The following is a 19,218-nucleotide window of genomic DNA, read 5'->3' as shown; positions in this document are numbered from 1 at the left end:
CATTCGCCGACTCGACCATGGGTTTCCTCTATCTTGCCGAATTCGCTGAAAAGCTCTGTGGGGTGATCGATATGACCGCCGGCGGCGGCGAACGCCGGAGCAGTCGGCGCCGGACGCGCCGTTCAGGAGGGCGGCTCCCCGGCCGGCTCGCTGATCGAGCCCAGCCATTGCCGCAGCCGATCGGCCACCACCGGTATCGCGGCGTCGATGACGGTGAGGTGGTCCGCCGGAATCTCGACGGTGGCGCCGCGATGCTGCCAGGCCGGGATCGGTTCCGGCAGAGCCAGGCCCGGCATCGCGGTGGTGGCCCGCAGCACCAGGGTCGGGGCGGCGATCGGCCGCGCCGGACGGCTGCCGTAGACCCTGGCGTAATCGGCCATCACCACCAGCGAGCGATCGTCCACGGCGATCAGTTCGTGGCCGCTGTCCAGGGCCAGGCCGAGCGCGCTGGCGAACACCGCGCGATTGCCCGCTTCGTCGTCGGGTGAGTAGGTGTCGATCATCGCGACCCCCAGCGGTGCCCGCCCCCGTTCGGTGAGCCGGCCCGCGAGCCCGTGCGCGAGTGCCCCGCCGATCGAGTATCCGGCCAGGACGAACGCACCGCTCCCGACCGTGTCCAGGGTGATATCGGCGAGCTGGTCGAGTAGCCCGTCCCACGACGAGGGCAGCGGTTGCCCCGGCCGGGTGCCGGGTAGCCACAGCGCGTGCACACCGAACTCGGGCCCGAGTTCGCGGGCCAGTTTCCCGAACTGGTGCGGCCCGTTGCCGATCAGGAAGGACGGCACACAGACCACGGTGGGACCACTGCCGCCGCGGGCGAGCAGCATCGGCTTACCGATATCCCCCGGCTCGGCCGGCCGGTCGAACGCGACGGTCAGTTCCGCGCTCTGCATCAACAGCGGCAGCACCTCGTCCACGACACCGCGCTCGTGGGCGGCCACGACCAATTCGGTGAGGCTGCCCCGCGGACCGGACGTCGTGGCGGGCGCCCCCGTCGGTTCGGGCTCGGCGGCGGCGAGTTTCGCGCTCAGCATCTCCGCGACCGCAGCCGCGGTGGGATATTCGAAGACCAGCGTCGAAGGCAGGGTCAGGCCGGTGATCGCGGCCAGCCGGTTGCGGAATTCGACCCCGCCCAGCGAATCGAAGCCCAGTTCGGCGAACAGGGCGTCGGGGTCCACATCCGCCCCGGAACTGTGTCCCAGCACGAGCGCGGCCAGCGCGCGTATCTCGTGCAGGACCAGGCCGTAGTGCTCGGAAGCGGGCGCCGTCGCGATCCGCTGCGCGAGCGAACCGGATTCGGCCACCGGCAGGTCGGCGGCCGGGGTGCGCACGATATCGCGCAGCACCGGCGGCAGCACCCCCGAACGGGCGAGCGCGGTGAGCGCCTCGGTGTCCAGGAGCGCGGTGAGCACCAGGGAGTGGTCCCCGGCCAGCGCCCGGTCGAACAGGGCCAGACCGGTTTCCGCGCCGATCGGCAGCAGACCGAGCCGGGTGCGGATCTGGCGCACCATATGCTCGGCACCCGCCTCGCCGAGCCCGGCCGCCATCCCGATCGTCCACAGCCCCCAGGCCAGCGAATGCGCGGGCAGCCCGGCCGCGCGCCGCTGATGGGCGAGCGCGTCGAGGAAGCGGTTCGCCGCCGCGTAGTTGCCCTGCCCCTGCCCGCCGAGCAGTGGGGCGGCCGAGGAGAACATCACGAAGGCCGAGAGATCGTGGTCGCGGGTGAGTTCGTGCAGATTCAGCGCCGCATCGATCTTCGGCCGCAGCACCCGGTCCAGTTGATCCGGGGTGAGCGTTTCGATCGTGCCGTCGTCGATCACGCCCGCGCTGTGCACCACCGCGCTCAGCGGATACTCGGGATCGAGTGACTCCAGCAGCCCGGCCAACGCCACTCGGTCGGCGACATCACAGGCGGCGACCCGGACCCGGGCACCCGCGGCGGTGAGTTCGGCGACCAGATCGGCGGCACCCGCGGCGGCGGTCCCGCGCCGGGAGACCAGCAGCAGTTCCCGCACGCCGTGCGCCGCGACCAGATGCCGTGCCACCAGCGCACCCAGTCCGCCGGTGCCGCCGGTGATCAGCACCGTACCGGTACCGAAGGTCACCGGTCCGGTATCGGGCGCCGCGGCTGCCCGCACCAGCCGGGGTACCAGCGCACCGGAGTCCCGGACCGCCACCCGCGGCTCGCCCAGCGCCACGGCCTCGAGCACCGCGCGGGCGGTCAGTGGACTCGTTCCGGTCCGGTCGAGCTGCACGATCCGTCCCGGGTACTCCGCCTGCGCGCAGGCCAGCAGCCCGGAAACGGCCGCAGCGGCCGGATCGCAGATCTCGCCGGGGATCTCGGCGGCGTCACCGGTCAGCGCGACCAGGGTGCGGTCCCGGGTCCGGTCGTCGGCGAACCAGTCGCGGACCGCGGTCAGTGCGGCCGCGACCCGCGCCCGCGCCGCCGCGGCGCCGGCCCCGGGTATATCGGTCTCGTCTGTACGCCAGACCACGATCCGGGGCGAGTCGGGGGCCGCGAGCAGCGCCCCGAGGTCCGGGTATTCCACGGTGGCACCGGAAACGGGCACCGTGCCCACCACGGCCACCACGTCGCGCGGGACCGCGGCCGGAGCCGGAGCGGGGGTCCAGGCGAGGGTGTAGAGCGGTTCGGCGCCGCTGCGGGACCGGTGCAGCATCCGGGTGTCGACCGGGCGGGCCAGCACCGAATCGATGCTGATCACGGCACGACCGGCGGTGTCGACCGCGTCGACACGCACCGAATCGGTATCGACCAGCCCGACCCGCACCCGCACCGCACCGGCGCCGGGCCGGTACAGCCGGACGCCGGTATAGGAGAAGGGCAGCGGCACCTTCCCGGCGTCGGTATCGGCGAGACGATCCAGTGCCGGATGGAAGGTGGCGTCCAGCAGTGCCGGATGGATCCGGAACGGCTGTCCGTCCAGTCCCTCGGGCAGCTGCAGTTCCGCATACACCTCGGTATCGGATGTCCAGGCCGCCCGGACATCCTGGAAGGCCGGCCCGTAACCGAACCCCATCTCGGTCAGGCGTTCGTACAGCCGCACCGGGTCCAATGGTTCGGCCCCCGCCGGCGGCCACGCCCGGCCGTCGAAAGCGGGTACGGCAGCACCGCTCGCGGCCGGGGCCAGGACACCGACCGCGTGGGTCGTCCACGCGGTATCGCCCACCTGATCACCGACGGCACGGGAGTGCACTGCGAAGCGGCGGGCGCCGTCGGCCGCGGCGGCCTCCGCCACGACCTGGATATCCACCGCGGTGTCCGCGTCGAGCAACAGGGGTGCCTCGAGGACCAGCTCCCGGATCGTTTCCGCCGCCAGCCGGTGTCCGGCGTGCAGAGCCAGTTCGACGAACCCGGTCCCCGGTACCAGCACCGTCCCGAACACCGCGTGATCGGCGAGCCACGGCCGGGTCCGGGTGGAGATCTGCCCGGTGAACAGCCATTCGTCCCGCCCCGCCACCGCCTGCGCGGCACTGAGCAGATGTCCCGAGGACGCCCGCGCCGCACCGGATACCGCGTCCAGCCAGTACCGCTGCCGCTGAAAAGCATAGGTGGGCAGCTCGACCCGGTCGGTGTCCCGGCCCGCGAAGAGCGGCTGCCACTGCACCTCGACACCCGCGTTGTGGGCCTGCGCGAGCAGCCGGGTGAACTGGGTGACCTCGTCGGTCGTCCGCCGGGCCGCGGCCGCGACGAGCGATCCCGCCTCGATCTCCGGATGCTCGGCCAGGCATTCCCGGGTCATCGCGGTCAATACCGCGTCCGGACCCAGCTCCAGGAAACGCCGCGCTCCGGCCGCCACGAGCGTGTCGACCCCCGGCGCGAAACGTACACAGGCCCGGACCTGCTCCACCCAGTAGGCGGGTTCGGACGGTTGCGCCCCGGCCGCCGCGTCCGAGGTGGGGACGAAGCGGATCGACGGCGACCGGTAGACCAGGCCTTCGGCCACCGTCCGGAACTCTGCCAGCATCGGTTCCATCAGCACCGAGTGGAAGGCGTGACTCACCCGCAGTCGTGAACTGCGCACACCGTCGCCGGCCAGCGTCTTCTCGACCGCGTCGACCGCATCGGCCGACCCGGAGAACACCACCGACCGCGGACCGTTGACCGCGGCCAGTGACAGGCTCTCCGGATGTTCGGCCAGCAGATCCGCCGCCCGCGCCTCGGTGATCGCCGCGGCCAGCATCGCGCCGCCCGACGGCAGCGCGCCCATGAGCCGGCCCCGGGCCGCCACCAGCGCGCAGGCATCCGCCGCCGACCACAGGCCCGCCAGATGGGCCGCGGCCAGTTCGCCGATCGAGTGTCCGGCGAGCAGATCCGGCGTGATGCCGAAGGATTCGACCAGCCGGAACAGCGCGACCTCGTAGGCGAACAGGGCCGGCTGGGTGAACTCCGTCCGATTCAGCAGGTCGGCCGAATCGGCGGCGAACATCAGCTCACGCAACGAGCGCCCGAGGATAGGGTCGAAATGCGCGCACATCTCGTCCAGCGCCGCCGCGAACACCGGGAAGGCACCGTAGAGCTCCCGGCCCATCCCGGCCCGCTGGGCGCCCTGGCCGGTGCACAGGAAAACCGTACGACCGGGTTTCGGTTCCGTCGCATCCGCCGCGACCGCCCCCGAGGCCAGATCGGCCAGTCCCGCCAGCAGTTGGTCCCGATCGGCGCCGACCACCGCACCGCGGCGATCCCACCGGGTCCGGTTGCCGGCCAAGGTGGCCGCGACGCTCCACAGATCGGTGGTGGGCCGGCCGAGCAGATGGCGCCGCAGCCGATCGGCCTGCGCGCGCAATGCTTCGCCGGTGCGCGCCGAGATCAGCAACGGCACCACGGCGGTATCGACGGCCGGATCGGCCGGCGGAGTCTGCTCGCCGGCCGGTTCCACCGGTGCCTCTTCGATGATGACGTGCGCGTTCGTACCGCTGATCCCGAACGACGACACCCCGGCCCGGCGTGCCCGGCCGGCGACCGCGGGCCACACCTCGGCCTCGGTCAGCACTCGTACCTCACCCGCCGACCAGTCGACATGCGGTGACAATTCGTCCGCGTGCAGTGATTTCGGCAGCAGCTGATGCCGCAACGCCTGCACCACCTTGATCACACCCCCGACGCCCGAGGCCGCCTGCGAATGCCCGATATTCGATTTCAGTGAGCCGATCCGCAGCGGCCGGCCTCCACGTCCCTGCCCGTAGGCGGCGAGCAGCGCCTGGGCTTCGATCGGATCGCCGAGCGCGGTGCCCGTCCCGTGTGCCTCCACCGCGTCCACATCCACCGGCCGCAGGCCGGCATCGGCCAGAGCCGACGCGAGTACCCGCTCCTGTGAGAGACCGTTCGGGGCGGTCAGACCGTTGCTGGCACCGTCCTGGTTCACCGCCGAACCGCGCACGATGCCCAGCACGGTATGTCCGGCGCGGCGCGCGTCCGACAATCGCTCCAGCACCACCACTCCGACACCGTCGGCCCAGGCCACACCGTCGGCGGCGGCCGAGAACGATTTGCACCTGCCGTCCGGGGCCAGGCCGCGCTGCCGCGAGAAGTCCAGGTAGAGCGTGGGCGTCGCCATCACGGTCACCCCACCGGCCAGGACCAGTGACGTCTCGCCCTTGCGCAGCGCCTGACAGGCCAGGTGGATCGCCACCAGCGAGGACGAACAGGCGGTATCCACGGTCACCGCCGGGCCTTCCAGCCCGAGCGAATACGACACCCGCCCGGAGGCCACACTGGCCGCCGAGCCGATGGATACATAGCCCTCCGCGGCGGGCCCCGACTCCTTGGCGATGGTTCCGTAGTCCTGGTAGGCCACGCCCGTGATCACGCCGGTATCGCTACCGCGCAGCGATACCGGATCGATTCCCGCGTGCTCGAGCGCTTCCCAGGAGACCTCGAGCAACAATCGCTGCTGCGGGTCCATCGCCACCGCTTCGCGCGGGCTGATCCCGAAGAACCCGGCATCGAAATCGCCTGCTCTGTCGAGGAATCCGCCCTCCCGGGTGTAGACCTTCCCGAACTTGTCCGGATCCGGGTCGAACAGTCCCGTCAGATCCCAGCCCCGGTCGGTGGGGAAACCGGACACCGCGTCGGTACCGTTGGCGACGAGATCCCAGAGGTCGGCCGGGGATTCGACCCCGCCCGGGTACCGGCAACCCATCCCGACGATCGCGATCGGCTCGTCGAGTTTCTCCCGCAATTTCGCCAGGTCGTCACGAGTCGTCATGAGCTCGACAGTGACCTTTTTCAGATACTCCAACGTCCGGTCGGAAGAGCCACCGGTGCCTTTGTCCATGTACCACATCCACAAAACTCGAAAAGGGGTTGCCAGGAAGCCCGGGCCGGATGGAGGTCCGGTTTCCAGGAAAATTTTTCGTGCAGTTGTGACAGATTCCTGCTACCCCGGCATTTCTAAATACGGAGTAAAGTTCTGCCATTCGTACGGTAGACCGTTCCGGCTCCGCTGCCGGAGCGGTCTCCTCGAGTTCTTCTCGTCCTGCCGCCGAGCGGCGAGTATCTCAACCGCGCAGGACCGGGCGTATTCGTGTGCGGTACGAGGTTCGTCCAGTTTCCCGCACATACAGTGAATCGTCGATGACGGTTACGCGAAATCCATTGCCCGTCCGTTTCGTCCGGGTAAACGACTCAGGGGCAACACCATCGAATTCACGCGCACAACTCGCGGCCATCAGAACCACATTCCCGTCCCAACAACGAAACCACTTCTCGATCGAAATCCCCGGCACCGGAGAATCCGTGAGTCCGCCGACGGGATCCATCGGCTGCGCAATCACAATGCCATCGCGGTCGAATTCCCGCAACCAGCCCGCTACCGGAAACCGACTCTTCCTCCGAACGACACTGCCGCGCAATGTAAAAAATTTCTCGATGTGGACACCGTCGCCCGCCGCGCCGCCCGAACGACGGGCTCCACCGCACTCCACCGGAGCCCCCGGCCGTTCACCCGTGGACCGCATCCGCGGCCCACGGACCGCCGCCACCGTCACCGGACCCGACCGGATGATCGGATCCGTCACCTCGACCTCACGCTCGAACTCTCCACATCGCACACATCTGAAAACCGACCGATTAACCCGGTCACTGATGAGTGTGGCAGAGCGCGCCACGATTTGCAGCTCGGACCCCGGCACAACATCGCCGCAGGACATCCCCTCGACCCCGGAAGCTCGCCCGACCTGCACATTCCGCCTCGCCGCTGGCCGATCGCCACCCACCGAGCCCGGCCGGATATCCGCCTCGATCGGCGGGCGATAGATATTCCGAGCGGGTGACACCGGATCGGCCGCCCACGCATACCGCGCAGGGGCCCGGCCCTGCGACGCGACTCCGGTGTCCCGGCAGCCGAATCGCCGCGGTGCAGTCGTCGGCCGCACACCACAGACGGATCGATCGGGGTACTGCCACTCGCGCGCGGTGGCGACCGCCGTCGTCTCACTGGTCATACTGCTCCTTCGGCGGGTCGTCCCTCACACGCCACCAAGGACAATTTCGCTGATCGTATCGGCCTTCCCACTGCTGGTTATGCCTGAGCATGAGATGCGTCGCACGGTGCCGGACCGGAGCGCACTACCGGACAATTCTTGCCGTGACCCACCGTTGCGCCGACGAACCCGCAGGACGCCGGACGGTCGATGCCACCCACCTACCGCCTGTCTTCTATCGGCTCTGGTGGTCGTTCACCACCGCGCAGCTGGGTAGCGCCGTCGGGGCGGGCGCACTGCCCCTGGTCGCGATCCTGCTGGCCGGTGCCTCGGATCTGCAGGTATCCCTGATGGCGGCCCTCGCCGGTGTCACGGCTGCCGCGGTCGCGCTACCGCTGGGCCCCTTCCTCGAATTCCGGAGCAAGCGCGGCGTCATGACAGCTACCGGCTGGGCGGCATTCGCCGCGCTGGTCTCGGTGCCGATCGCCGCCTGGTTCGACCTGCTCACCTACCCGCAACTGTGCCTGGTCGCCGCGACGCAGACCCTGTGCGGTATCGCCTTCGGTGCCGCCCGCGACGCCCACTTGAAAGTACTGGTCCCCGAACCGCAACGGGTCCGGGCGGCGAGCCGGCTGGAAGCCACCTTCTGGACCGCGACCATGCTGGGCGGCCCACTCGGCGGGCTGCTCGTCGCGGTATTCGGCACCACGACCACGCTCGTGATCGACGCGCTCGGACAGCTGGCCGCCGCGTGCGGTATCCGCCGGATCCGGACGCCGGAAACAATCCCCGCGCGCCCGGACGGCGCGCGCCCCGTCCGATCCGAGATCCGGGCCGGCTGGACCTTCATCGCCGCCCGCCCCATCCTGCACCGGCTGTTCTGGAACGCGATGCTCTTCGGTGGATCCCTGGTGCTCATCACACCGCTGCTGGCGCTGCTCATGCTCCGCGAACTGGGTTTCGCGCCATGGCAGTACGGACTGGCGCTCGGCCTGCCCGGCCTCGGCGGCCTGCTGGGATCGTGGTGCGCACCGCGTCTCGTCGCCCGGTTCGGCGAGCGAGTGATCCTGCTCGGCTTCGGCACCGCACGCACCTGCTGGCCGGGTCTGGTGGTTCTCGCGGGTCCCGGCCCGCTCGGGCTCACCGTGATCCTGTGCGCCGAAACCCTGCTGCTCTTCTGCGCCGGTGTGTTCAACCCGCTGTTCGCCGCCTACCGGATGAACCACACCGCCGACGACCATATGGTGCGGGTGGGCACCGCCTGGTCGATCAGCGCGAAATGCGTGCAACCGGCGTTCATCGCCCTCGGCGGGTTGCTCGCGGCGGCCATCGGAATTCGCGCCGCGATCGGCCTCGCCGCACTGGCGCTGCTCGCCAGTTCCGCCCTGCTGCCCTGGCGGGCAGGCGATATGTATCCGCTCCCGGCAGCGGGCGGATCGCGTTCAGGGCTCGATGAGACCCGCCCGGATGGCGTACCGGGTCAGCGCGAGCCGATCACGTAACCCGAGCTTCTGCAGGACATTGGCCCGGTGCCGGTCCACGGTCTTGACACTGATGAACAGGTCGGTGGCGATCTCACGGGAGGAGAAACCCTCGGCGACCAGTTTGACGATCTCCTCCTCGCGTGGGGTGAGCAGGCTGCGCGGCAGCGGCTCGTCCCGGTCGGCCTGCTGCAACCAGTCGCGGATCAGCGAATTCACCGCACCCGGATACAGATACGATTCACCGCGCAGTGTCGCCCGGCAGGCTTCGAGCAGATCGCGGTCGGCCACCGATTTCAGCACATACCCCGAGGCGCCGACCCGCAACGATTCGAAGAAGTACTGCTCGTTGTCGTACATCGACAACATCAGGATCCGCACCTCCGGTGCGGCGCGGTGGATTTCCCGGGCCGCCTGGATACCGGTCATCCGCGGCATGGCGATATCCAGGATCGCGAGATCGACCGGAACGTGACCGACCCGCTGGACGGCCTCGTACCCGTTGGCGGCCTCGGCGACGACCACCAGATCCGGTTCGGCGTCGAGGATCATCCGTAGTCCGGAGCGGACCAGCGCATGATCATCGGCGAGCAGTACTCGGGCCGGCTCCGGGCTCGTCACGGCGAACTCCTCGCACCTCGATGCGGTACTTCGAGGCATACGTCGGTGCCGTGCCCCGGCGGCGATTCGATGGTGAGGGTCGCGTTCACCAGCAGGGCGCGCTCCCGCATCCCACGGATACCGGAACCGTCGGCGGACACGGCGCCGCGACCGTCGTCGGTCACCCGCAGCACCAGCGAATCGCCGCGCACCCGCAGGCTCAACCCGACCCGGCGCGCATCGGCGTGCCGGGCGATATTGGTCAGACTCTCCTGGGCCACCCGATAGCAGACGAGTTCGATATCAGGCGCGAGCCGCGGTAGTTTCCGGTCGATATCACGCGTCACCCCGATACCGGCGGTCGAGCTGAATTCGCTGCACAGGGCGCTCAGCGCACTGGACAGGCCGAGATCGTCGAGGACATCGGGTCGGAGCCGCCGAGCGATCCCGCGGACCTCGTCCAGGCAGGCGCGCACGGTTTCCTGTGCGCCGTGCAGTACATCCACGACATCGGCGGGCGCGCGGTCGGCGGCACGTTTCATCGACAGCAGCGCTACCGTCAGGCTCTGGCCGATCTCGTCGTGCAGTTCCCGGGCGATTCGCTGGCGTTCGCCCTCCTGGGCGGCCAGCGCCGACGCACTGGCCGCCGCCCGCTCGGATTCGAGCCGGTCGACCATCGCGTTGAAGGAGTCGATCACCCGGGACAGATCACCGTTGCCCCGATCGTCGAGCCGGCCGCTGCGTCGCAGCGGGTCCACTCGGCGCATCGAGACGACCAGCTGGTCCAGCGGCGCCAGGCTCGACCGCAACAGGAAGGCATTGGCCGCCAGTATCACCGCGAGCCCCACGGCCAGCACCGGTATCTCGGTGAGCCGCACCCGGGACGACACCGTCGCCGGTGAGACCGCCAGCACCAGGGTGCCGAGGGTGAACACCAGCCCGTTGATGAGGAAGATCCGCCGGAACAGCGCGTCGACCGGGGTCCGGGTATGCCGCCGGAACAGGCCGTTTCCACCATCCGGACGGTCCATGCCCTCAGTGTGGCCGCCCGCGCGCGGGCTGTCCATGGGGCGTGACACCCATCTTCCGGCCCGGCCGTTACACAGCTCCGGCCACCGGAGATGGGTACCGGCACCGATAGCCGGCGACACCCCGATGCGCCGAGACTCGACCAGGAGACAACCGGCCGCGGGAGGAGCGTTCCACGTGGAGATCGACCGCGGCACCGCACCGGGCCAGGGCACCGTGCACCACCTGCTGACACGCAGCGGTGACCGGTTCGCGCTGGTCACCGGCACCGACGGCACGAAACATATCCACGTCTACCGCACGACCCGCGACGAACCCGTCCACTCCATCGCCCTGGGTCGCGACGAAGCCGATCAGCTCGCCGAACTGCTGCACAGCAGCCCCCTCCCCGACCGGGTGGCCCGGCTGGAACGGTTGATGGAACGGCTCACCGGCGACAGGTCGCGGTCGTGACCACTCTCTCCCCGCACGCGCGACGGGACCATCCGATGCAAGCACACGAGATCGCCGTCCAACTGCCGACCGTCCGCACCGGCGATCCCGTCGCCAAGGCCATGCGGCTGATGGTGGTGAACCGGTTGCCCGGCCTCATCGTGGTCGACGGCGCCCACCGGCCCGTGGCGGTACTACCCGGCACCCAGGTGCTGCGGCTGGCGATACCCAGCTCTTATCAGAACGATCCCGCGCTGGTGCGCACCATCGACGAACTGCACGCCGAACTGTTCTGGCGGGAACCCGGCGATCTGACCGTGGGCGATTGCCTACCGCGACACGCGCCGCGGCCGGCCGTGGTCCACCGCGATGCCACGCTGCTCGAGATCGCCGCCCTGATGGCCCAGCGGCACAGTCCGCTGGTCGCCGTCGTCGACCGCGCGTACACCCTGGTGGGCGGTATCACCCTCGAACGGCTGCTGATCAGCCTGGCCGTCGCCGGCCCCGACGACTGATCCGCCGCGAGCAGGGGAGGTGCGCCGATGAACCAGATCCTGGCGGTCACGGTATTCGTCGGGGCGTTCTGGTTCATCGCCACCGAACGCGCGGACAAGGTCAAGGTCGTACTGATCGCGGCCGGCCTGATGACCGTCCTCGGCCTGGTGCCCGGCGAGGAGGTCTTCTACAACGCCCATGTCGGCATCGACTGGAATGTGATCTTCCTGTTGCTCGGCATGATGATCATCGTCGGCGTCGTCAAACACACCGGCCTGTTCGACTTCCTCGCCATCTGGGCCGCCAAACGCTCCCGCGGCAGCCCGTTCCGGCTGCTGGTGATGCTGATGATCATCACCGCGGTCGCGTCACCGCTGCTCGACAATGTCACCATCATCATGCTGGTCGCGCCGGTCACCATCGTGGTGTGCGGGCGCCTGGGTTTCGCCGCGCAACCGTTCCTGATCGCCGAGGTGCTGGCCGCCAATATCGGCGGTGCGGCAACCCTGGTGGGCGATCCGCCCAATATCATCATCGGCAGCCGGGCCGGCCTGAGTTTCAACGATTTCCTGCTGCACATGGCCCCCGCCGTGGCGGTGATCTTCGCCCTGTTCGTCCTGTTCACCCGCTGGCTGTTCCGGTCGCATCTGCGCGAACGCTCCGAACACATCGAGACGGTGGCGGCCCTGCAGGAACGCCGTGCCATCACCGACCCGCAGCTGCTCACCCGCGCCCTGCTCGTACTCACCGGAGTCGTGGTGGGTTTCGGCCTCCACTCGCTCCTGCATGTGGCCCCGTCGATCATCGCGCTGCTGGGCGCGGGCGCCATGGTGCTGATCTCCGGGCTCGATATCGGTGACATCCTACGCGAGGTCGAATGGGGAACGCTGGTCTTCTTCATGGGCCTGTTCGTGATGGTCGCCGGGCTCGTGCACACCGGTGTCATCGATCTCCTCGGCGACGCCGCGGTCGCCGCCTTCGGCGACAATCCGCTGTTCGCCTCGGCAGTACTGGTTTTCGGATCCGCCGTCGTCGCCTCGTTCATCGACAACATTCCGTATACGACCACCATGGCCCCGGTGGTGGAGGGCCTGGTCGAACAGACTCCCGATCCCGGTCAGGGCCGGGCGCTGTGGTGGGCCTTCGCCTTCGGCGCGGATTTCAGCGGCAACGGCACCGCGGTCGCCGCGAGTGCCAATGTGGTCGCCCTCGATATCGCCCGGCGGGCCGGACACCGGATCACATTCTGGCAGTTCACCAGGTACGGCATCGTGGTCACCGCGCTCAGCGCCGTACTCGCCTGGGTCTATGTGGTGGTCCGGTACTTCTGACCGGCCGGCTACACCGCGACGCGGCCGGTCTCCGCATCGGGTAGCGGCGGAAGTTCCAGATTCTCCCGGAAGGTGGCGCCGCGGTAGTCGGATCCGGCGATATCGCGGCGGCGCAGTTCCGGCAGCAGCCCGTTGGTGACGAAATCACGGGTCCGGGGATCGTCGAGACCTCCGACAGTGACGATATCGAGAACCCCGGCGCGATAGCGTTCCTCGATCGCGTCGGCCAGTTGTTCCGGTGTTCCCGCCGCCGACCAGTGGCCGGTGTGCCGTGCTTCCAGGATCAGTTCGCGCAGCGTACGCCCGGAGGCCGCGAGCCGGGCGAAGATCTCCACCCGGCCCCGGCGGCGGTGCACCGAATCCGATTCGGGTATCAGGCTTTCCGGCAGCGCTCGATCCAAGGGGAGCTCGGAGAGATCCACACCGCCGCCCAGCATATCCTCGAGCAGCCGGCGGCCCGCCTCGAAATCGTAGGATTCCTCCTGCTCACGGACCAGCCGCGCGGCTTCGGCTTCGGTGGCGCCGTAGGTGGCGTGGAACGAACTGAAGATCAGCGGCAGCCCCGCCGGGCGGCCCAGTTCCCGGGCGCGGGCCCGGATCCTGCGGGTAAAGGTGAGAGCGTCGTCGAATGTGGTGAGCGAGGTGAACACGACCTCGGCGTAGCGGGCGCCGAGTTCCACCCCGCCCGCCGACTGGCCCGCCTGGAACTGCACCGGCCGTCCCTGCGGCAGCGGCGGAATGTTCAGCGGACCGCGCACGGTGAAATGGTCACCTCGATAGTCGATCGGACGCACCCGGTCCGGATCGAGTACGGCGCCACCGCGGCCGTCCGGGGTGAGCGCGCCGCGTCCCCACGAATCGAACAGCGCGTGCACCACTTCCAGGGATTCGGCCGCCCGCGCGTACCGGTGTTCCGGGCTCGGCAACTCCTGGTCGCCGTAGTTCTCCTCGCCGAGCGAGGAGGTCACCGCGTTCCAGGCCGAGCGCCCATTGCTCACATGGTCGAGAGTGCCGAACAACCGGGCCAGGTTGTAGGGGTGCTGAAAAGTGGTGGTGACGGTGGCGATCAGACCGATCTGCGTTGTCACCGCGCTCAGCGCCGAAAGGTAGACCAGCGGCTCCTGCGCGCCGATCGCCCCCTGCGCGCCGAAGCTGAGCAGATCGGCGGCGAAGAGCGCGTCGATCCGGTGCTCCTCGGCGACCTTCGCGACCGCGATCGCGGTATCCAGGGTCGAGCGGGCCGGATCCACGGCCGCGGCGTACACATCGGCGCCGCCGCTGACTCCGGTGACCGTTTTCAGATGCCGTCGAGGTCTGCTGCGCGATACCACCTTCCGACGATAAGCCGCTGGTGGGGACACCGGACAGTCTTCCGCTCAGGATGATTCCGGCAGGGCTCGACGCAGCGGCCGAGTGGCGGACCGGCACTGCGCCACGTATTGCGCTACTCCGACGATCCGGATCCGACCCCCGCCGCGCTCAACTGCTCGCTCAGCTACCTGCGCAAAGCCCTGGAGACCGCGGACACCACGCCGGGACGCCTGTTGCGCACCGTGCGTATCGAGCGGGCCCGGGACCGTTTACGCGATCCGGCCCGGAGCATCGAGGAGATCGGCTACCGGTCCGGATTCCGCTCGACCCCCACGTTCCGCCAGAACTTCATCCGGCATTTCGGGATGACTCCCGATCGGATGCGGGAGTTCCTGCGCTCCCCGGAGGCAGGCTCGGGAACACCGTGACCGGCAGCGGACTCGCGGTCACGAATCGCCGGATGCCACCGGGGCCGCTCGCGCAGCGCCTGATCCGCGATCAGGTCAACCGGCGGATATCACCGCGCACTCGGTAGAAACCGCCGCGCGCCGATTCCGCCACCCCGTCCACCACGTAGCGGGTCCCGGCCTGCCGGATATCCCGGGGGAACTGCACGTTCCACTCCCGCCGGTAACCGGGCGAGACGATGTGGACCCGCAGCCGCCCACCCACATCGATACATTCGACGACCACGCCGCCTCCCGCGTCGGTGACCACCTCCACCGTGCTGCTCGGCACCACCGGGGCGAGCTGCGGTGCCTTCACCGAGACGGTCTGCGGGAGCACCCCCTGTTCGGCGTCGCGGACCGCCGTTTCGCTCACATCCAGGCAGGCCAGGGTTCCGGCCGTGGTGACCAGGTACAGCCGGTCGTCGTGATACTGCATCGAATAGGCGGATCCGCAACCGGTGCCGAGTTTCCACAGCCGGCGGCCGTCGGCGTCGAAGCAGTACACCGACGAGTAGTTGTCACCGGCGAAAACGTAGCGCCCGTCCGGTGAGGCCGCACAGGAGTAGACGGCGGCGTCGCACTGGAAGGCCCGGTCGGCGCGGCCGCCCTTGTCCAGCATCCGGACCTGGTTGCGGGCGGTCCCGGCATAGACCGCGCCGGACTCCTGCCAGCCGAAGAGCACCGCGCCACCGGTCCCCCGATGCCACCGGTGGTCACCACTGGCCAGATCGTATTTGGTGACCCCGCCCGAATGCCCGTGATACACCCCGTCCGCGTCGATTCGCACCATCCAGCCCGAATCGCCCTCGCTGCGCCGGGCCCACAGCGATTCCTCCTCGTGGTCGATCACGGTGAGGCCGCCCTGCACATCGGAGACGCCGAGAATGCCGTCGTGGATATCGAGCCAGTAGATATCCACGTCGGCGGCGATATCGTAGGCCGCGCGCGGCACCTTGCCCGACAGGTCGTAGACCCGGCCGTCGTCGCAACCCGCGTAGATCCAGAAGTCGTCGGCGACGATACATTTCACCGCATCCGGCAGGCGGAAGCGGCCGGTGACCTCGCCCGACGGGGTGAGCGTGAAGACGTCGCCGCTCTCGTTGCCGACCCAGCAGCGTTCGGCGTCGATGAAGATACCGAAGGCCGCGGCGCCGGAATCGAAGGTCCACAGCACCGGTGCGGTGCGGGCGGTGGAACGTCCGCTGCTGATCGCCCGCCGGGTGGCCGGCCGCGCCGCCCGGGCGCCCGCGACCGCGGGGGCGTAGCCCTTGCGGACCTTCTCCCCGATCTTCTTCTGGGCCGCCGCCTGCGCCTTCTGTGTATCGGCGAAGGAGCTGACCTTGCTCTGCCCGTGGTCACCGATCCGGCCGTACCGGATCGTCACCTGGGTGCCGTCCACGGCGACCTCGTAGAACTTGTGGGCCGATCCTCCTTCTTCCGACAGTTCGAGATAGGTCGTGGTTGCCGTGGTCATACTCGGTCCCGCTCGTCGTCGTTGTGCTTCGACGCGAAAATTAGCAACCGGCACCGACATACGGAACACCCTCGAACCGGGTCACGACACGCGTGCCGGTGGCGGGGTCGCGGTCCCGCACGGCATCGACCATGACGCTGCTCACATCGCGTGACGAACCGGCGTCCGGTCTCGTCCGGGGTTTGTAGGAACCCGAGAGAAGCGGAGCCCACCCATGTCCCAGCAGCACACCCGTGTGGTCGTGATCGGCGGCGGATACGCCGGAACTCTGGCGGCCAACCGTCTGCGCCGGCGACCGGATCTCGAGACGACCCTGGTCAACCCGCGCCCGGAATTCGTCGAGCGGATCCGGCTGCACCAGCTCGTCGCCGGTACCGCCACCGCAACCGCCGGTTACGACACTCTCCTGGGCGACGGGGTCCGTCTGCTCGTGGATACCGCCACGCGGATCGACACCGCTACCCGCACCGTACTGCTCGCCAGTGGTGCGGATCTGGCCTACGACTACCTGGTCTACGCGGTGGGAAGCACCACCGCGCCGGGATCCGCGGTGCCCGGTGTCGCCGAATTCGCCTATACGGTAGCCGAACTCGAACAGGCCGGGCGGCTGCGCGACGCCGTGGCCCGAGCGGCCGGGAACGCCGTCGTCACGGTCGTGGGCGCCGGTCTGACCGGGCTCGAAACAGCCACCGAACTCGCCGAACAGGGCCGGACCGTGCGATTGATCTGCGGCGGTGTGCCCGGACCCGCCCTCAGCGCGCCGGGACGTCGTTCGGCGACCGCGCGATTGCGCCGGCTCGGTGTGCAGATCCACACCACCGCGGTCGTCACCGAGGTACGGGCCGATGCCGTGGTCCTCGACAACGGCCGGATACTGGCGAGCGCGGTGACCATCTGGACGGCGGGTTTCGGGGTTCCCGAGCTGGCGCGCGCCAGTGGCCTGAGCACCGATGCGCTGGGCCGGTTGCACACCGACGAAACGCTCACCAGCGTCGACGACGATCGGGTGGTCGCGGCGGGAGATGCCGCGGCGCCCTCGGGACGGCCGCTGCGGATGAGCTGTCAGGCCGCGATCCCGCTGGGGGCCCAGGCAGCCGACACCGTGCTGAGCCGTATCGCCGGCGCTTCGCCTGCTCCGATCGACCAGGCATTCGTCGGTTCGGCGGTGAGCCTGGGGCGGCACGGCGGGCTCATCCAGATCGCACGTCGCGACGACACACCGGTGAACCTCTTCTTGGCCGGGCGGATCGCCGCCGTCGTCAAAGAGACGATCTGCCGGGGCACACTGTGGCAGATACGGCGCGAGGCGACGAAGCCCGGCTCCTCGATCTGGGTGAAGGGCGGCCGCGGGCCTGCCGGTGCAGTGTCCGGCCTGCGTTCTGGGACGTGAGTTCCGAGCGCTGCGCACGCCGGGCACGGCCGCCGAGTGTCGTGTCCCCAGGGATAGGAATTCAGGAGTGCCACAGGTTTGCTATAACTCCAGGACAATGCGCACGGCAAGGCCCGAGAGGCACAGTGGTTCGCGCTCTTTTCACACTGACCAGCCCGCACCACCCCGTTATGCTCACCATCGTGCGGATAATTTGCCTGGGTAATTAAATGGCGACGCGATGGCCTATCACCGAATTGCGATGTGCCACTTGATAGCCGGGCAGTATCGGTGCGGACATCGGCGGTAATGGCAGTGCGGGCATTGCCTGGATTCCGGAGCACTCACACGGCGCTCCGGTAGCGGGAAGAGAACAGATGGAAGTTATCGAACGCGACCTCCTCGACCAGATCACCTCTGTGGTGGTCGACGGGGCGGTGCACAATATCGGCCTGCTCAAGGACTTCCACCGGAATCCCACGCTGGCGGCGTTCGTTCCCGATCTCGCCCGGGTCTCCATCAGCTGGGTACGACTGCAACCCGGCGAAGAACTCTCGGTACACGAACATCCGACCAAGAGCATGATCATCATCGCCGAGGGCACCGGCCGGACGATGGGCGATGCCGTCACCGATATCCGGTCCGGCGATATCGTCGTCGTGCCCCCGGGGTCCCGACACGGTTTCGTCGGCACCGAACCGAGCGGATTCTGGGCGCTGTCCATGCAGTTCGAGGGCACCGGCCTGTACGAGGACCCGGACAACGCCCGGGTCACCTTCGCCGCCGACCGACCCGATATAGCCGCGGTCCGCGCCGAGAACGACAAGTACATGCGAGCCTACGAGGACAACGAACTCGTCCGGCTGATCCGAAATATCGATGCGCAACCGGCCGCTGTGCGCGAGAGCCTGCTCGATCATCTACAGGGGTGGTCCAATGCGTTCCAGCGCGTTATCGCGGCCCGGATCGTCGGCGAGGGCGACAGCCCCGCCCGCGACCTGGCCGATGAGCACCTGGTCGAGGAGGTCGGCCATCATCGCCTGCTGGCCGAGATCCGCGACGGACGCGATCCGCGCTGGGACCCGGTGATCGCCGCGGTGTCCTCGTGGTTTCTCGACCGGATGACCACCGGTTCCAGCGTGGAGCGCACCGTGCTGGCGCATCTGGTCCTCGAGGGCAGCGGCATGATCTTCCACGCCGCCGGTGTGCATGCCTTCGCGGCCAGCGAGTACTTCCGGTTGCACGACGGTGCCGACGCCGAACATCTGGAAATGGGCTACCGCGAACTCGCCGAACGCCGCGACTGGACGCCGGACCAAGTAAGTGACACCCTGCGCCGGGGCTGGCAGATGATGGAGTTGTTGTGCGACCGGATCGCCGACCGTGCCCGAGTCGCCGACCTCGCCGGCCATGTCCGCTGAGCGATCACCGTTCGCGGATCTGGAACTGCGCATCCTGACCGCGATATTCCAGCGCGACAAGATCGCGATGGCCGAGCTGATGCACCCCGGCGGTTACGGATTCGACGCGACGATGGGGCTGGTGAGCCAGCAGTCGCTGATAGCGGGAATAGACGCATTGGCCCCGGGCGCGCATTACGTCGCCGACGATATCCGGGTGGTCGACGCCGGTCCGCACGCCACGGCACTCACCTACCGGCTTCGGCAGTGGGGCGAATTCGGCGGTTCCACGCTGCCCGCGGTCGTGTTCTGCAGCAGTGTCTGGCGGAACGGGCCGACGGGCTGGCAGGCCGTGTTCCATCACGAGACACCAGCCCGTACGACCTGACAGCTCGAAGGTTCGA

General features: G+C 68.9%; 13 protein-coding genes and 1 pseudogene. 8 read left to right on the top strand and 6 right to left on the bottom strand.

Features of this window, described 5'->3' with window-relative positions; all coding sequences use genetic code 11:
• Positions 1-122: 122 nt before the first annotated feature.
• Together ACWCPQ_RS08835 and ACWCPQ_RS08830 are read right to left on the bottom strand one after the other, a co-directional pair.
• Positions 123-6,185 (bottom strand): annotated as a pseudogene (locus ACWCPQ_RS08835) (SDR family NAD(P)-dependent oxidoreductase); the annotation flags it as partial.
• A gap of 334 nt (positions 6,186-6,519) precedes the next feature.
• A complete protein-coding gene (locus tag ACWCPQ_RS08830) occupies positions 6,520-7,464 on the bottom strand; it encodes a hypothetical protein (RefSeq protein ID WP_449896370.1) in 945 nt (314 codons plus the stop codon).
• A 143-nt stretch (positions 7,465-7,607) separates the two neighbouring features.
• On the opposite strand from ACWCPQ_RS08830, the gene ACWCPQ_RS08825 reads away from it, so the two are divergent.
• On the top strand, positions 7,608-8,945 hold the full coding sequence (locus ACWCPQ_RS08825; protein ID WP_449896368.1) for an MFS transporter: 1,338 nt from the start codon (positions 7,608-7,610) through the stop codon (positions 8,943-8,945).
• On the opposite strand, the gene ACWCPQ_RS08820 is transcribed toward ACWCPQ_RS08825, so the two are convergent.
• Positions 8,886-9,584 (bottom strand): response regulator, encoded by a 699-nt coding sequence (locus ACWCPQ_RS08820; RefSeq protein WP_449896366.1) that lies wholly within the window; start codon positions 9,582-9,584, stop codon positions 8,886-8,888. The two genes, ACWCPQ_RS08825 and ACWCPQ_RS08820, sit on opposite strands and share 60 nt — an antisense overlap.
• Positions 9,542-10,555, bottom strand: coding sequence for a histidine kinase (locus tag ACWCPQ_RS08815; RefSeq protein ID WP_449896364.1), 1,014 nt, complete (start codon positions 10,553-10,555; stop codon positions 9,542-9,544). The genes ACWCPQ_RS08820 and ACWCPQ_RS08815 overlap by 43 nt, the downstream gene beginning before the upstream one ends.
• A gap of 175 nt (positions 10,556-10,730) precedes the next feature.
• On the opposite strand from ACWCPQ_RS08815, the gene ACWCPQ_RS08810 reads away from it, so the two are divergent.
• The 3 genes from ACWCPQ_RS08810 to ACWCPQ_RS08800 are packed head-to-tail and all read left to right on the top strand — an operon-like array spanning position 10,731 to position 12,811.
• Positions 10,731-11,006, top strand: coding sequence for a hypothetical protein (locus tag ACWCPQ_RS08810; RefSeq protein ID WP_449896362.1), 276 nt, complete (start codon positions 10,731-10,733; stop codon positions 11,004-11,006).
• Positions 11,003-11,500: a CBS domain-containing protein gene (locus ACWCPQ_RS08805; protein WP_449896360.1), complete on the top strand. Its 498-nt coding sequence runs from the start codon at positions 11,003-11,005 to the stop codon at positions 11,498-11,500. The genes ACWCPQ_RS08810 and ACWCPQ_RS08805 overlap by 4 nt, the downstream gene beginning before the upstream one ends.
• A 27-nt stretch (positions 11,501-11,527) precedes the next feature.
• The gene (locus ACWCPQ_RS08800; protein WP_449896358.1) at positions 11,528-12,811 is read left to right on the top strand and encodes an SLC13 family permease; all 1,284 of its coding nucleotides are present in this window, start codon (positions 11,528-11,530) and stop codon (positions 12,809-12,811) included.
• A gap of 8 nt (positions 12,812-12,819) precedes the next feature.
• On the opposite strand, the gene ACWCPQ_RS08795 is transcribed toward ACWCPQ_RS08800, so the two are convergent.
• The gene (locus ACWCPQ_RS08795) at positions 12,820-14,142 is read right to left on the bottom strand and encodes an NtaA/DmoA family FMN-dependent monooxygenase (RefSeq protein ID WP_449896356.1); all 1,323 of its coding nucleotides are present in this window, start codon (positions 14,140-14,142) and stop codon (positions 12,820-12,822) included.
• A gap of 108 nt (positions 14,143-14,250) precedes the next feature.
• On the opposite strand from ACWCPQ_RS08795, the gene ACWCPQ_RS08790 reads away from it, so the two are divergent.
• Positions 14,251-14,550 (top strand): helix-turn-helix transcriptional regulator, encoded by a 300-nt coding sequence (locus tag ACWCPQ_RS08790; protein ID WP_449896355.1) that lies wholly within the window; start codon positions 14,251-14,253, stop codon positions 14,548-14,550.
• 70 nt (positions 14,551-14,620) lie between these two features.
• Here the strand turns inward: ACWCPQ_RS08790 and ACWCPQ_RS08785 are convergent, their stop codons facing one another.
• The gene (locus tag ACWCPQ_RS08785; RefSeq protein WP_449896353.1) at positions 14,621-16,045 is read right to left on the bottom strand and encodes a WGR domain-containing protein; all 1,425 of its coding nucleotides are present in this window, start codon (positions 16,043-16,045) and stop codon (positions 14,621-14,623) included.
• Positions 16,046-16,259: 214 nt separating this feature from the next.
• Here ACWCPQ_RS08785 and ACWCPQ_RS08780 point away from each other — a divergent pair, with 214 nt between their 5' ends.
• From ACWCPQ_RS08780 to ACWCPQ_RS08770, 3 genes are all read left to right on the top strand, one after another.
• On the top strand, positions 16,260-17,435 hold the full coding sequence (locus tag ACWCPQ_RS08780; RefSeq protein ID WP_449896351.1) for an NAD(P)/FAD-dependent oxidoreductase: 1,176 nt from the start codon (positions 16,260-16,262) through the stop codon (positions 17,433-17,435).
• A gap of 356 nt (positions 17,436-17,791) precedes the next feature.
• Positions 17,792-18,835 carry a cupin domain-containing protein gene (locus tag ACWCPQ_RS08775; RefSeq protein ID WP_449896349.1) on the top strand — a complete coding sequence of 348 codons (1,044 nt, stop codon included), beginning with the start codon at positions 17,792-17,794 and terminating at the stop codon, positions 18,833-18,835.
• Positions 18,825-19,202 (top strand): DUF4440 domain-containing protein, encoded by a 378-nt coding sequence (locus ACWCPQ_RS08770; RefSeq protein WP_449896347.1) that lies wholly within the window; start codon positions 18,825-18,827, stop codon positions 19,200-19,202. Before ACWCPQ_RS08775 ends, ACWCPQ_RS08770 begins: the two co-directional genes overlap by 11 nt.
• Positions 19,203-19,218: the final 16 nt, after the last annotated feature.

The sequence above is a fragment of the Nocardia sp. NPDC001965 genome (genome assembly GCF_053594175.1).
This window is presented reverse-complemented; position numbering and strand designations above follow the sequence as displayed.

What these genes read in the sequence shown, in the direction of transcription:
- ACWCPQ_RS08830 (WP_449896370.1), bottom strand. Translation starts at nt 7,464, where the DNA reads ATGACCAGTGAGACGACGGCGGTCGCCACCGCGCGCGAGTGGCAGTAC.
- ACWCPQ_RS08820 (WP_449896366.1), bottom strand. Translation starts at nt 9,584, where the DNA reads ATGCCTCGAAGTACCGCATCGAGGTGCGAGGAGTTCGCCGTGACGAGC.
- ACWCPQ_RS08815 (WP_449896364.1), bottom strand. Translation starts at nt 10,555, where the DNA reads ATGGACCGTCCGGATGGTGGAAACGGCCTGTTCCGGCGGCATACCCGG.
- ACWCPQ_RS08800 (WP_449896358.1), top strand. Translation starts at nt 11,528, where the DNA reads ATGAACCAGATCCTGGCGGTCACGGTATTCGTCGGGGCGTTCTGGTTC.
- ACWCPQ_RS08785 (WP_449896353.1), bottom strand. Translation starts at nt 16,045, where the DNA reads ATGACCACGGCAACCACGACCTATCTCGAACTGTCGGAAGAAGGAGGA.
- ACWCPQ_RS08780 (WP_449896351.1), top strand. Translation starts at nt 16,260, where the DNA reads ATGTCCCAGCAGCACACCCGTGTGGTCGTGATCGGCGGCGGATACGCC.
- ACWCPQ_RS08775 (WP_449896349.1), top strand. Translation starts at nt 17,792, where the DNA reads ATGGAAGTTATCGAACGCGACCTCCTCGACCAGATCACCTCTGTGGTG.
- ACWCPQ_RS08770 (WP_449896347.1), top strand. Translation starts at nt 18,825, where the DNA reads ATGTCCGCTGAGCGATCACCGTTCGCGGATCTGGAACTGCGCATCCTG.